Annotated in this window: 9 protein-coding genes; 7 read left to right on the top strand and 2 right to left on the bottom strand. The window is 66.0% G+C overall.

Annotation, left to right across the window (positions count from 1 at the left end):
- Positions 1-2: 2 nt before the first annotated feature.
- Positions 3-932 carry a recombination-associated protein RdgC gene (locus HNO51_RS11685; RefSeq protein ID WP_209537497.1) on the bottom strand — a complete coding sequence of 310 codons (930 nt, stop codon included), beginning with the start codon at positions 930-932 and terminating at the stop codon, positions 3-5.
- A gap of 169 nt (positions 933-1,101) precedes the next feature.
- Between HNO51_RS11685 and HNO51_RS11680 the strand changes: the two genes are divergently transcribed.
- From HNO51_RS11680 to rpsA, 7 genes are all read left to right on the top strand, one after another.
- Positions 1,102-1,530 carry an acyl-CoA thioesterase gene (locus HNO51_RS11680; RefSeq protein WP_209537496.1) on the top strand — a complete coding sequence of 143 codons (429 nt, stop codon included), beginning with the start codon at positions 1,102-1,104 and terminating at the stop codon, positions 1,528-1,530.
- 187 nt (positions 1,531-1,717) lie between these two features.
- Complete coding sequence (gene gyrA, locus HNO51_RS11675) at positions 1,718-4,456, top strand: DNA gyrase subunit A (protein WP_209537495.1); 2,739 nt, start codon at positions 1,718-1,720, stop codon at positions 4,454-4,456.
- A gap of 176 nt (positions 4,457-4,632) precedes the next feature.
- The gene (gene serC, locus HNO51_RS11670) at positions 4,633-5,718 is read left to right on the top strand and encodes a 3-phosphoserine/phosphohydroxythreonine transaminase (RefSeq protein WP_209537494.1); all 1,086 of its coding nucleotides are present in this window, start codon (positions 4,633-4,635) and stop codon (positions 5,716-5,718) included.
- A 3-nt stretch (positions 5,719-5,721) separates the two neighbouring features.
- On the top strand, positions 5,722-6,813 hold the full coding sequence (gene pheA / locus HNO51_RS11665; protein ID WP_197447516.1) for a prephenate dehydratase: 1,092 nt from the start codon (positions 5,722-5,724) through the stop codon (positions 6,811-6,813).
- Between the two features lie 2 nt (positions 6,814-6,815).
- Positions 6,816-9,098: a bifunctional prephenate dehydrogenase/3-phosphoshikimate 1-carboxyvinyltransferase gene (locus tag HNO51_RS11660; protein ID WP_242597105.1), complete on the top strand. Its 2,283-nt coding sequence runs from the start codon at positions 6,816-6,818 to the stop codon at positions 9,096-9,098.
- The gene (cmk, locus tag HNO51_RS11655) at positions 9,095-9,784 is read left to right on the top strand and encodes a (d)CMP kinase (RefSeq protein ID WP_197447515.1); all 690 of its coding nucleotides are present in this window, start codon (positions 9,095-9,097) and stop codon (positions 9,782-9,784) included. The genes HNO51_RS11660 and cmk overlap by 4 nt, the downstream gene beginning before the upstream one ends.
- A 178-nt stretch (positions 9,785-9,962) precedes the next feature.
- A complete protein-coding gene (gene rpsA, locus HNO51_RS11650; protein ID WP_197447514.1) occupies positions 9,963-11,639 on the top strand; it encodes a 30S ribosomal protein S1 in 1,677 nt (558 codons plus the stop codon).
- 90 nt (positions 11,640-11,729) lie between these two features.
- Here the strand turns inward: rpsA and rimO are convergent, their stop codons facing one another.
- Positions 11,730-13,091 (bottom strand): 30S ribosomal protein S12 methylthiotransferase RimO, encoded by a 1,362-nt coding sequence (gene rimO, locus HNO51_RS11645; RefSeq protein WP_209537493.1) that lies wholly within the window; start codon positions 13,089-13,091, stop codon positions 11,730-11,732.
- Positions 13,092-13,138: the final 47 nt, after the last annotated feature.

The raw sequence follows: 13,138 nt of genomic DNA, 5'->3' as shown, positions 1-13,138 counted from the left end.
AATCATTCACTTTCCTGCGGGGCGGCATTGGCTTCGCCGCCCAGCCAGGCGATCAGCTGCTCCACCTCTTCGGCCAAGGCCTGGGCCATCAGCATGAAGTCGGCTTCGAGGCGCACGATGGCATCGCCATCGTCCTCGATCTCGCCCGCTTCGTCGATCAAGGCATCGCTGAACCGCAGGGACTTGAGGGTCAGGTCGTCGTGCAGCACGTAGGCGAGCCTGCCCTCGATCTCCACCCCCAGGCGGCTGGCCTGCCGGCCGGCGGCGAGCAGCTGCTGGATCTCGTCGCTGTCCAGGTCCACCTGGCGGGCGCGCAGGACGCCGTCGTCACCCTTGGCCTTGAGCTCGACCTGGTCGCCGAGCTGCAGCGAGGCGGGGCGCGAGCCCTCCTCGGCAAGCCACTGGGTCATTGCGCGCATCGGCAGGGTCTGGGTCGCCAGTGGCGTCACCTTGAGGCTGCCGAGGGTCTCGCGGAGCAGGTCCAGCGCTTCCTCGGCACGCTTGCGCGAACTGGTATTCACCGCGATCAGGTTGCGTCGGGTATCCCACCACAGGTCGACCTTCTGGCTGCGAATGAAGGCGCGCGGCAGCAGCTCCTCGTAGATCTGCTCCTTGAGTTCCTGCTTCTCCTGGCGGCGCAGTTTGCGCCCCTCGCGGGCCTCGATGTCGGCGCCGCGCTCTTCCAACTCTTCGCGCACCACGCCGGCGGGCAGCAGTCGCTCATGCCGCAGCATGGTCATCAGGCGCTGCCCCTGCAGTTCATGCAGCAGGGCGGTGCCGGCGCGCCCCGCGGGAGGGCACCAGCCCACGCGCCTGGCTTCCTGGCCGCCGGGCGAGCGAGCCACTTGCTCGGCCAGGGCGGCTTCCAGGTCGGCGGCCGGAATTCCCGCCGACCCGTGCAGGCGGTAAAGGTGCAAGTGCTTGAACCACATGGTGCAATTCCCTGGGCAAAAGGACGCATATTATGGCGAAGGGGGGATCAGGGTTCCAGTGGCAAACGGTGTCAGGATTCACCTGAATTCAAACTGTTGTTTGAATTCGGTGCGATGGCAGGCCTAGAATCGGGCGGCAGCATCATCGACCGAACAAGGGGGCCCGCCCATGGATAACCGCATTTCCCGCGTCACCCTGCGTGTACGTGGCTACCACCTGGATGGTTATGGCCACGTCAACAACGCCCGCTACCTGGAGTTCCTGGAAGAGGGGCGCTGGGGTTACTTCGATGACCGCCCCGAGCTCGCGCGGCATTTCGCTTCCGGTAACCCGGCCCTGGTGGCGGTCAACCTCAACATCAACTATCGCCAGGCCGCGGTGGGTGGTGACGATCTCGAAGTGCTCACCCGAGTCGCCGAGCTGGGCCACCGTAGCGCCCGCATCCATCACGAGATCCGGCGCATCGGTGACGGCCAGCCGATTGCCGATGCCGACCTCACCTTCGTGCTGTTCGACGTGCGCAACCAGCAATCCATGCCCATCGAGGGCGAGATCCGCCAGGCCCTGGAGCCGCTGGTGCTGCCGAAGGAGGCATGAAGGGGAAACATGAGCGGCAACATCATCTTGTCGCTTGTGTCCAGCCTTCCTTTGCACTGTCCCGCACGCTGCCTTTGTGTTGCCCGGAGTGGTATGATGGCAGGCTGTAATGGCGCGCCGCCGCCTTGGTCACGGTTTGGCCCGAGGAGCGCGCCAGTTCGCTGTAGCGCAAAGGATTCGACAACCCATGGGTGACATCGCCAGAGAGATTCTGCCAGTCAACATCGAGGACGAGCTGAAGCAGTCGTACCTCGACTACGCCATGAGCGTGATCATCGGCCGTGCGCTGCCGGACGTGCGCGACGGGCTCAAGCCGGTGCACCGGCGCGTGCTGTTCGCCATGCACGAACTCGGCAACGACTGGAACAAGCCTTACAAGAAGTCGGCCCGCGTGGTGGGCGACGTCATCGGTAAATATCACCCCCATGGCGATAGCGCGGTCTACGACACCATCGTACGCATGGCGCAGGACTTCTCCATGCGCCACGTGCTGGTCGACGGCCAGGGCAACTTCGGCTCCATTGACGGCGACAGCGCCGCGGCCATGCGTTACACCGAGGTGCGCATGGCCAGGCTCGCCCACGAGCTGCTGGCCGACCTCGACAAGGACACCGTCGACTGGGTCGACAACTACGACGGCACCGAGCGCATTCCCGACGTGCTGCCGACCAAGGTGCCTAACCTGCTGATCAACGGCTCCTCGGGCATCGCCGTCGGCATGGCGACCAACATCCCGCCACACAACATGGGCGAGGTGATCGACGGCTGCCTGGCGCTGATCGACGACTACACCCTGACGGTCGACGACCTGATGGAGTACATCTCCGGGCCCGACTTCCCCACCGCAGGCATCATCAACGGCCGTGCCGGCATCCTCGAGGCCTATCGCACCGGCCGCGGGCGCATCTACGTGCGTGCCCGCCACACCATCGAGCACGATGACAAGACCGGCCGCGACCACATCATCGTCACCGAGCTGCCGTACCAGGTGAACAAGGCGCGGCTGATCGAGAAGATCGCCGAGCTGGTCAAGGACAAGAAGATCGAAGGCATCGCCGAACTGCGCGACGAATCCGACAAGGACGGCCTGCGCGTGGTGATCGAGGTCAAGCGCGGCGAGTCCGGGGACGTGGTGGTCAACAACCTCTTCGCCCAGACCCAGCTGCAGAACGTCTTCGGCATCAACATGGTCGCCATCGAGGATGGCCAGCCCAAGATCCTCAACCTCAAGGAGGTGCTCGAGGCCTTCATTCGCCATCGTCGCGAAGTGGTCACACGGCGCACCCTGTACGAGCTGAAGAAGGCCCGCGAGCGCGGTCATATCCTCGAAGGCCTGGCCGTGGCCATCTCCAATATCGATGAGGTGATCGAGCTGATCAAGGCCTCGCCGAGCGCCGCCGAGGCCAAGGAGAAGCTGCTCGACAAGGTCTGGCAGCCCGGCCAGGTCACCGCCATGCTCGAGCGCGCCGGGGCCACCTCGTGCAAGCCCGAGGAGCTGGAGGAAGGTTTCGGCCTCAACACCACCGGCACAGAGTATCGCCTGTCGCCGGCCCAGGCCCAGGCCATCCTCGAGCTGCGCCTGCACCGCCTGACCGGCCTCGAGACCGAGAAGCTGCTCGACGAGTACCTGGGCATTCTCGAAAAGATCGCCGAGCTGATGGCCATCCTGGCCTCCAGCGAGCGTCTGCTCGAAGTGATCCGCGAGGAGCTCACCGCGGTGCGCGACCAGTTCGGCGATGCCCGCCGCACCGAGATCCAGGCCAGCCACCTCGACCTCTCCATCGAGGATCTCATCGCCGAGGAGGACATGGTGGTCACGGTGTCGCGTACCGGCTACGCCAAGACGCAGCCGCTTTCCGACTACCAGGCCCAGCGCCGCGGCGGACGCGGCAAGTCGGCGACCAGCATGAAGGATGAGGACGTCATCGAGCACCTGCTGGTGGCCTCCACCCACGACACCGTGCTGCTGTTCTCCAACAAGGGCAAGGTCTACTGGCTCAAGGTCTACGAGATGCCGGCGGCCAGCCGCGGCTCACGCGGCAAGCCGCTGGTCAACCTGCTGCCGCTGGACGAGGGCGAGTCGATCAACGCCATCATGCCGGTGAAGGATTACAGCCCGGACTGCTACATCTTCTTCGCCACCGCCAAGGGCACGGTCAAGCGCACCAGCCTCGACCAATTCTCGCGTCCGCGTAGCGTCGGCCTGATCGCCATTGATATCGAAGAGGGCGACCGCCTGGTGGGCGCCGCCATCACTTCCGGCAACGACCATGTCATGATGCTGTCGTCCAATGGCAAGGCGATTCGGTTCGAGGAGAGCAACGTACGCGCCATGGGGCGTACCGCCCGCGGCGTACGCGGCATGAAGCTGCTGGGCGATGCCGAGGTGATCAGCCTGATCATCCCCCAGAGCCAGCAGATCGACGCCGACGCCGACGCCGACAGCGAGACGGAAGGCGAGGAGGGCACCGCGCTGGAAAACGGCAACGGCGGCCAGATCTACATCCTCACCGCCTCCGAGAACGGCTACGGCAAGCGTACCCGGCTCGAGGAGTTCCCATTGCGCGGGCGCGGCGGCCAAGGCGTCATCGCCATGCAGACCAGCGAGCGCAACGGCTCCTTGGTGGCTGCCATGCAGGTCTACTCTGCCGACGAGATGATGTTGATCACCGACCGCGGCACCCTGGTGCGGACTCGCGTCGACGAGGTCTCGATCACCTCACGCAATACCCAGGGCGTGATGCTGATCCGCCTGGGCAACGACGAGAAGCTGGTCAAGACCGTGCGTATCGACGAGCCCGACGCGGAGAGCGAGCCTGAGAATGGCGATGAGGGTGAAGCGGAGGACGCACCGAAAGCCGAGCTGCAGGCTGGGCCGGATGCGGACGGGAGCGAGGGTGTAGAAGAGAACCGGAACGACGAATAAGCGCGTCTGCATAACCGGAAAGCGATGAGCTGTTCCGGCGACGAGCCTCGCGAGGGCGCTGTGAACCCATCCCTGGGCGCTACTTTTGCCATCCATGGCAAAAGACCCTCGCTCCGGCTCGTCCCCGGCGCTCATCTCGCCTGGCCACGACATGAGTAGAACGGAACACCACGCTGATGACACGCCACTACAACTTCTGCGCCGGTCCCGCGGCGCTTCCCACCCCGGTGCTCGAGCGCGCGCGGGAAGAAATGCTCGACTACCACGGCCGCGGACTCTCGGTGATGGAGATGAGCCACCGCTCGCCGGAGTTCGTGGCCATCGCCGAGCAGGCCGAATTCGACCTGCGCGAGCTGCTCGCCATACCCGAGAACTACAAGGTGCTGTTCCTGCAGGGCGGCGCCAGCCTGCAGTTCTCCATGGTGCCGATGAACCTGCTGGGGCAGGGTGGCACGGCCAACTTCCTCTACACCGGCATCTGGGGCAAGAAGGCGCTGGCGGAAGCGAAGCATCTTGGCTTTGCCGTGCACATGGCAGGCTCCAGTGAAGCCAGCGGCCATACCGAAGTGCCGACCCAGGCGGAGCTGGTGCTGTCGAGTGACGCGGCCTACCTGCACTACACCGCCAACGAGACCATCGGCGGGCTGGAGTTCGACTACATTCCCGACGTCAGCGTGCCGCTGGTATGCGACTACTCCTCGAGCATCCTGGCCGAGCCGCTCGACGTATCGCGCTTCGGCGTGATCTATGCCGGGGCGCAGAAGAACATCGGCCCGGCAGGCCTCACCCTGGTGGTGGTGCGTGAAGACCTCCTGGATCGGCGCTGCCAACGCATCCCCAGCCTGTTCGACTACCAGGCCGTGGCCGAGGCGGGCTCCATGGTCAACACGCCGCCCACCTACGCCTGGTACCTGGCGGGTCTGGTGTTCCAGTGGCTCAAGCACGACATCGGCGGGCTCGAGGCCATGGCGACCATCAACGCGCGCAAGGCGGCCAAGCTGTATGCGGCGATCGATTCGAGCGGCCTCTACTCCAACCCCATCGCCTTGCGCAATCGTTCGCGCACGAACGTGCCCTTCGTGCTCGCCGACGAACGTCTCGACAAGCCGTTCCTGGCGGAAGCCGAAGAGGCCGGGCTGCTCAACCTCAAGGGCCACCGCAGCGTCGGCGGCATGCGGGCGAGCCTCTACAACGCCGTACCCGAAGCGGCCGTCGATGCGCTGATCGACTTCATGGCCGACTTCGAGCAACGCAGGGGATAAGCCATGACCGATAGCCCCACCAACCTCGACTCGCTGCGCCAGCGCATCGACGAGCTCGACAACGAGATCCTGCGCCTGATCAGCGCCCGTGCCGATTGCGCCAAGCAGGTCGCCGAGGTCAAGACCAAGCACGACCCCAGTGCCGTCTTCTACCGTCCCGAGCGAGAGGCCCAGGTGCTGCGCCGGATCATGGAGCTCAACCCAGGCCCGCTCAACAGCGAGGAGATGGCGCGGCTGTTCCGTGAGATCATGTCCGCCTGCCTGGCGCTGGAGCAGCCCACCAAAGTGGCCTATCTCGGCCCCGAAGGCACCTTCACCCAGCAGGCCGCGCTCAAGCACTTCGGCGAGAGCGCGGTGAGCATGCCGATGGCCGCCATCGACGAGGTCTTCCGCGAAGTGGAAGCGGGGGCGGTCAACTACGGCGTGGTACCGGTGGAGAACTCCACCGAGGGCGTGGTCAGCCACACCCTCGACTCGTTCATGGACTCCTCGATCCGCATCTGCGGCGAAGTGGTGCTGCGTATCCACCACCACCTGCTGGTCGCCGACACCACGCTGCGCGACAAGGTCTCTCGGGTCTACTCCCACCCGCAGTCCCTGGCTCAGTGCCGCAAGTGGCTCGACGCCCACTACCCGCGCGCCGAGCGGGTGCCGGTGTCGTCCAACGCCGAGGCGGCGCGCATGATCAAGAGCGAGTGGCATAGCGCCGCCATCGCCGGTGACATGGCCGCCAAGCTCTACGGCCTGGAGAAGGTCGCCGAGAAGATCGAGGATCGCCCCGACAACTCCACGCGCTTCCTGATCATCGGCAGCCAGCACGTGCCGATGTCCGGCGAGGACAAGACCTCCATCGTGGTTGCCATGCGCAACCAGCCCGGCGCGCTGCACGACCTGCTCGAGCCGTTCCACCGGCACAGCATCGACCTCACGCGGCTGGAGACACGGCCCTCGCGTACCGGGGTGTGGAACTACGTGTTCTTCATCGACTTCAAGGGCCACGTGGACGAGCCGCGGGTCGCCGCGGTGCTCGAGGAGGTGCGCCTGCGCGCCTCCGAAGTCAAGGTGCTCGGCTCCTACCCCGTGGGTGTGCTGTAAGCGTGGTGGGCGGTACGACACCGAATGAAGCGCGCCTCCTCATCGTCGGCCTGGGGCTGATCGGCGGTTCACTGGCCGCCGCGCTGCGCGCGGCAGGCTTTGCGGGCACGATCCAGGCATGCGACCCGGATCCCGGCGAGATCACGCGCGGCATCGAGATGGGCCTGATCGACGCGGGCGACACTCGCCTCGCGCCGCTGGTGGAAGGTGCCACGCTGATCGTGCTGGCGGTGCCGGTGCTGGCCATGCGCAGCGTGATGACCGAACTGGCCGCCGCACTGCCGACGGAGGCGCTGGACGGCGAAGCCCCGCGCGTGGTGATCACCGACGTCGGCAGCACCAAGGCTGCGGTGCGCGATTGCGCCCTGGCCGCCTTCGGCCGCCTACCGGCCGGGCTGGTGCTGGGCCACCCCATCGCCGGCTCCGAGAAGAGCGGCGTGGCGGCCGCCGATCCGCGGCTCTACGTCAACCACAAGGTGATCCTCACCCCCGCCGCCGAGACGGCCCCCGTCGCCGTGGCCCGGGTGCAGGTGCTGTGGCGTGCCTGTGGCGCTGAAGTGCTGGAGATGGACGTTGACCGCCACGACCAGGTGCTGGCGCGCACCAGCCACCTGCCGCACCTGCTCGCCTTCTCGCTGGTGGACACCCTGGCGCGCCAGGACGAGCGGCTGGAGATCTTCCGCTACGCCGCCGGCGGGTTTCGCGACTTCACCCGCATCGCCGGCAGCGACCCGGTGATGTGGCGCGACATCTTCACCGCCAACCGCGAGGCGGTGCTGGCCTCCCTCGACGACTTCCAAACGGGGCTCGGCCGGCTGCGCCAGGCAGTGGAAGCGGGCGACGGCGATGCTATGCTTGCCATCTTCGACCGTGCCAGCCACGCCCGGCACTATTTCGACTCTCTCCTGAACCAGACCAGTTATCAGGCGGAATACCAGATGCAAGAACAAGGCAGACTCACCTTCCGGGCCGCGCCCGGTGGCCGTGTGGCCGGGCGCATTCGCGTACCGGGCGACAAGTCGATCTCCCACCGCTCGATCATGCTCGGCGCGCTGGCCGAAGGCGTCACCGAAGTGAAGGGGTTCCTGGAAGGGGAGGACAGCCTGGCCACGCTGCAGGCGTTCCGCGAGATGGGCGTGGCCATCGAAGGCCCGCACCAGGGGCGGGTCACCGTGCACGGCGTCGGCATGCGCGGTCTCAAGGCGCCCTCCGGCCCGCTCTACGTGGGCAACGCCGGCACCGCCATGCGCCTGTTCGCCGGCCTGCTGGCGGGGCAGGCCTTCGACACCGAACTGATCGGCGACGCCTCGCTGACCAAGCGCCCCATGGGCCGCGTGGCTGACCCGCTGCGGCTGATGGGGGCGAAGATCGATACCGCCGAGGGCGGTCGCCCGCCGCTCAGGATCCACGGCGGCCAGGCGCTCAAGGGCATCACCTACGACATGCCCATGGCCAGCGCCCAGGTGAAGTCCTGCCTGCTGCTCGCCGGGCTGTATGCCGAAGGCGAGACCCGCGTGCGCGAGCCGGCGCCCACCCGCGACCACACCGAGCGCATGCTGGCCGGCTTCGGCTATGAGGTCCACCGCGAAGGCGATACCTGTTGGCTGCAGGGCGGCGGCAAGCTCACCGCCGCGCCCATCGACGTGCCCTCCGACATCTCCTCCGCCACCTTCTTCCTGGTAGCCGCCGCCATTACGCCCGGCTCCAACCTGATCCTCGAGCACGTGGGCATCAACCCCACGCGGATCGGCGTGATCAACATCCTTCAGCTAATGGGCGCCGACCTTCGCCTGTTCAACGAGCGCGAAGTGGGCGGCGAGCCGGTGGCCGACCTGCACATCCGCTACGCACCGCTCAAGGGCATCGACATCCCTGTCGACCAGGTGCCGCTGGCCATCGACGAATTCCCGGCGCTGTTCGTCGCCGCCGCCTGCGCCAGGGGCACCACGCGCCTGCGCGGCGCCGAGGAGCTGCGGGTGAAGGAGTCGGACCGTATCCAGGCCATGGCCGACGGTCTGGCGACCCTGGGCGTGGAACACACCGTGATGGAGGATGGCATCGACATCGTCGGCGCAGGCGATCGCGAAGTGGCCTACGGCGGGGGTCGCATCGACAGCCTGGGCGACCACCGTATCGCCATGTCCTTCGTGGTGGCCTCCCTGCGCGCCGGCGAGGAGATCGTCATCGACGACTGCGCCAACGTCGCCACCTCGTTCCCCGGCTTCACGGAACTTGCCAGGGTCGTGGGGCTCCGAGTCAGCGAAGAGCAAGAGGAACGCGCATGAATGATACGGCCAAGGTGCTGACCCTCGACGGACCCGGTGGTGCCGGCAAGGGCACCATCAGCCGCCTGGTCGCCGAGCGCCTCGGCTGGCACCTGCTCGACAGCGGCGCCCTCTACCGCCTCACGGCGTTGGCGGCCCTGCGGCATGGCGTGGCGCTGGACGACGAGCCGGCACTGGAGCGGCTGGCCGCCGAACTCGACGTGGTCTTCGTGGCCGAAGAGGCGAGCACCCGCGTGCTGCTCGAAGGCGACGACGTCAGCCGCGAGATCCGTACCGAGCAGGTGGGTGATGCCGCCTCCCGGGTCGCGGCGCTGAACGGTGTGCGCCAGGCGCTGCTGCAGCGCCAGCGCGACTTCAAAAAGCCCCCCGGGCTGGTGGCCGACGGGCGCGACATGGGCACCGTGGTATTCCCCGACGCCGAGCTCAAGGTGTTCCTCACCGCAAGTGCCGAGGAACGCGCGCGCAGGCGCCGTCTCCAGTTGCAGGAGGCAGGGGTGGATGCTAGTCTATCGAGTCTTTTGAAGGAAATTCAGGCACGCGATGCACGCGACATGCAGCGCAGCGTGGCACCGCTCAAGCCGGCCGATGATGCCATCACGCTTGACACCACGAGCCTGAAGATACCGGAAGTGGTGGAACGGTTGACGGAGTGGCTCGCCGAGCGCGGCCTCGTCCCCGAGACTTGATCTCCCTTGCGGCGCCCTCGAGCGGATGTCATGGCATGGTCGGGCAACTCACTCTTGCAAGCCCGGCCAGGTCCAACCAGCGCTAACATCCCCGGGGGTTTGGTAAATAAGGCCCGCACTCGCTGGTGGTGCGGAGAAGGCGGCAACGCCTCAACACCGTTGATCACGTAGGAAAATCATGAGCGAAAGCTTTGCTGAACTGTTTGAACAGTCACTGCAGGACATCAACATGGAGCCGGGCGCCATCGTCACGGCTACCGTCGTCGACATCGAGGGTGACTGGGTCACCGTCAATGCCGGCCTGAAGTCTGAAGGGCAGATTCCCGCGGCGCAGTTCCGCGACGACAACGGCGAGCTCACCATCGCCGTCGGCGACGAAGTCAGTGTCGCCCTGGAAGCCGTCGAGGACGGTTTCGGCGAGACCCGCCTGTCTCGCGAGAAGGCCAAGCGCGCCGAAGCCTGGAAGGTGCTGGAAGCGGCCTTCGAGAAGGAAGAAATCGTCAAGGGCGTGATCAACGGCAAGGTCAAGGGCGGCTTCACCGTCGACATCGACTCCATCCGTGCCTTCCTCCCGGGTTCCCTGGTCGACGTGCGTCCGGTGCGCGACACCACGCACCTCGAGCACAAGGAACTCGACTTCAAGGTCATCAAGCTCGACCCCAAGCGCAACAACGTGGTCGTGTCCCGCCGCGCCGTGCTCGAAGCCGAGAACAGCGCCGAGCGTGAAGCCCTGCTCGCCACCCTGCAGGAAGGCCAGCAGATCGTCGGTATCGTCAAGAACCTCACCGACTACGGCGCCTTCGTCGACCTGGGCGGCGTCGATGGCCTGCTGCACATCACCGACATGGCTTGGAAGCGCATCAAGCATCCGAGCGAGATCGTGGCCGTGGGCGACGAGATCAACGTCAAGGTGCTCAAGTTCGACCGCGAGCGCAACCGCGTCTCGCTGGGCCTGAAGCAGCTGGGCGAAGACCCGTGGGTCAACATCAAGGACCGCTACCCCGAGGGTACCGTGGTACCGGCCCGCGTCACCAACCTCACCGACTACGGCTGCTTCGCCGAGCTGGAAGAGGGTGTCGAAGGCCTGGTTCACGTCTCCGAGATGGACTGGACCAACAAGAACATCCACCCGTCCAAGGTCGTCAACATCGGCGACGAAGTGGATGTCATGATCCTCGACATCGACGAGGAGCGTCGTCGTATCTCCCTGGGTATCAAGCAGTGCACCCCGAACCCGTGGGAAACCTTCAGCGCCCAGTACAACAAGGGCGACCGCGTGTCCGGTACCATCAAGTCGATCACCGACTTCGGTATCTTCATCGGTCTGGAAGGCGGCATCGACGGCCTGGTTCACCTCTCCGACCTCTCCTGGTCCGAGACCGGCGAAGAAGCCGTGCGCCGCTTCAAGAAGGGCGACGAAGCCGAAGCCGTCATTCTCTCCATCGATCCGGAGCGCGAGCGCATCTCGCTTGGCATCAAGCAGCTCGACTCCGACCCGGTGGCCGAGTACCTGGCGGTCAACGACAAGGGCTCCATCGTCTCCGGCCGTGTGGTCGAAGTCGACGCCAAGGAAGCCCACGTCGAGCTGGCGACTGACGTCGTCGCCGTGCTCAAGGCCTCCGAGATCAGCGCCGACCGCGTCGAAGACGCGCGCAACGTGCTGAGCGAAGGCGATACCGTCGAAGCCCGCATCGTCAGCGTCGATCGCAAGAACCGCACGATCAACCTGTCGATCAAGGCCAAGGATCAGGACGACACTCGTCAGAACCTGAAGAAACTGCGCGAGCAGGAAGTCGAGACCGGTGGCCCAACCACCATCGGCGACCTGATCAAGCAGCAGATGGGTCAGGACTGATCGTCCTCCGGGCTCCGCTCGCGGAGCCCACGAGCCAAGGCTCAAACAAGAACGCCGCCTCGAAGGGCGGCGTTCTTGCGTCTGGGCTTTCTATGCAGAGTAGAAGTCTAGAAACTTGACCGGCTGCGCCTCCTCGATCACCTCGGCCCACAGGTCATACTCGTCGGCATTGGTGACACGAGCGCGCACCACGTCGCCGGGGCGCAGGGTGCGCTTGGACGCCAGAAACACCATGCCGTCGATCTCGGGGGCGTCGGCTTCGCTGCGGCCGATGGGACCGTCCTCGTCGACCTCGTCCACCAGCACTTCGATCTCGCGGCCGATCTTCCGCTCCAGGCGGGCGGCAGAGATCTGCTGCTGATGCGCCATGAAGCGCTCCCAGCGCTCCTGCTTCACGTCGTCCGGCACCGGCTCCAGGCCCAATTCGTTGGCCGGCGCGCCCTCCACCGGTGAGTACTGGAAGCAGCCCACGCGGTCGAGCTGGGCTTCGCTCAGCCAGTCGAGCAGGTACTGGAAGTCCTCCTCGGTCTCACCGGGGAAGCCGACGATGAAGGTGGAGCGAATGGTCAGCTCGGGGCACAGCTCGCGCCAGCGCTTGATGCGTGCGAGCGTCTTGTCCTCGAAGGCGGGGCGCTTCATCGCCTTGAGCACCTTGGGGCTGGCGTGCTGGAAGGGAATGTCCAGGTAGGGCAGGATCTTGCCCTCGGCCATCAGCGGAATCAGCTCGTCCACGTGGGGGTAGGGGTACACGTAGTGCAGCCGCACGCGAATGCCCAGCTCCGAGAGCGCCTCGCACAGCTCGGTGAGGCGCGTCTTGACCTCGCGGCCGCGCCACTCGCTCGGCGCATAGCGCAGGTCCACACCATAGGCGCTGGTGTCCTGGGAGATCACCAGCAGCTCCTTCACGCCCGCCTTGGCCAGGCCCTCGGCTTCGCGCAGCACGTCGCCCACCGGGCGGCTGACCAGCTTGCCGCGCATGGAGGGGATGATGCAGAAGCTGCAGCTGTGGTTGCAGCCTTCTGAGATCTTCAGGTAAGCATAGTGGCGCGGGGTGAGCTTCACGCCCTGGGCCGGCACCAGGTCGATATGCGGGTCGTGCCGGTGCTGGTGCGGTGCCGCCTCGTGCACGGCACCGACCACGCGCTCGTACTGCTGCGGGCCGGTCACCGCCAGTACGCTGGGGTGAACGTCGCGAATCGCGCTCTCGTCCACGCCCATGCAGCCGGTGACGATCACCTTGCCGTTCTCGGCGATGGCCTCGCCGATGGCGTCGAGCGATTCCGCCTTGGCGCTGTCGATGAAGCCGCAGGTGTTGACCACCACCACGTCGGCATCGTCATAGCTGGGCACGATCTCGTAGCCGTCGGTGCGCAGCTGGGTCAGGATACGCTCGGAATCCACCAGCGCCTTGGGACAGCCCAGTGAGACGAAACCGACCTTGGGTGTGGACATGGTCTACCTCAGAGGAAAAATGTGGCGTTTTATCTCGCTCGACGATT

The sequence above is a fragment of the Billgrantia sulfidoxydans genome (genome assembly GCF_017868775.1).
Classification (GTDB): Bacteria; Pseudomonadota; Gammaproteobacteria; order Pseudomonadales; family Halomonadaceae; genus Halomonas; species Halomonas sulfidoxydans.
Note: the sequence above shows the minus strand (reverse complement) of the source record. Positions and strands in the feature narration are given on the sequence as shown.

Bases quoted from the DNA above. Each gene is read 5' to 3' on its own strand.
- HNO51_RS11680 (WP_209537496.1), top strand. From the start codon at position 1,102: ATGGATAACCGCATTTCCCGCGTCACCCTGCGTGTACGTGGCTACCAC.
- serC (WP_209537494.1), top strand. From the start codon at position 4,633: ATGACACGCCACTACAACTTCTGCGCCGGTCCCGCGGCGCTTCCCACC.
- rimO (WP_209537493.1), bottom strand. From the start codon at position 13,091: ATGTCCACACCCAAGGTCGGTTTCGTCTCACTGGGCTGTCCCAAGGCG.
- rpsA (WP_197447514.1), top strand. From the start codon at position 9,963: ATGAGCGAAAGCTTTGCTGAACTGTTTGAACAGTCACTGCAGGACATC.
- HNO51_RS11685 (WP_209537497.1), bottom strand. From the start codon at position 932: ATGTGGTTCAAGCACTTGCACCTTTACCGCCTGCACGGGTCGGCGGGA.
- gyrA (WP_209537495.1), top strand. From the start codon at position 1,718: ATGGGTGACATCGCCAGAGAGATTCTGCCAGTCAACATCGAGGACGAG.
- cmk (WP_197447515.1), top strand. From the start codon at position 9,095: ATGAATGATACGGCCAAGGTGCTGACCCTCGACGGACCCGGTGGTGCC.
- pheA (WP_197447516.1), top strand. From the start codon at position 5,722: ATGACCGATAGCCCCACCAACCTCGACTCGCTGCGCCAGCGCATCGAC.